This window comes from Bifidobacterium xylocopae (assembly GCF_003315615.1).
GTDB lineage: Bacteria > Actinomycetota > Actinomycetes > Actinomycetales > Bifidobacteriaceae > Bombiscardovia > Bombiscardovia xylocopae.
Window position 1 is genome coordinate 1 of sequence record NZ_PDCH01000097.1, and the last position, 429, is coordinate 429.

Below are 429 nucleotides of genomic sequence, written 5' to 3' on the forward strand. Positions count from 1 at the left end.
CCCTGCGGCCCAAGGCTCCGGCCCTGAAGGTCAACGCCAGGGAGAGCCTGACCATCAACATCGCCGACTACGTACGGGTGGGTGCCGGCAAGATGGCAACCGTGGAATCGCCCGATTCGGTCACAGCCACCAAGGCGGCCAACAGCGACCTCTATAAGGACGAGCAGACCCTGAGCTTCACCGCCCCCAAGGACTACGCCGGCCCGGCCTCCATCCCCTTCACCCCCGTTTATGGCACGCGCGACAAAGACAAGAAGCGAATCAGCAACTCGGCGGTCCTGACCCTGCCCATCCCCGTCATCGGCCGCAACAGGCCACCGCCCACCTTCTCCTCCACCCCCGTCGACGTGACGGCTGGCGAGGAGGCCACTGCCATCGACCTAAAGGCACTGACCCACTCCCCTGGCAGCCTCTACGAGGACGAGAAGG

The 429-nt window shown here is 65.3% G+C and carries 1 protein-coding gene; it reads left to right on the forward strand.

The window, feature by feature from the left end:
* Window positions 1-429 (forward strand): hypothetical protein (locus CRD59_RS07775; protein ID WP_130341235.1); only part of this gene is annotated, 429 nt, incomplete at both ends.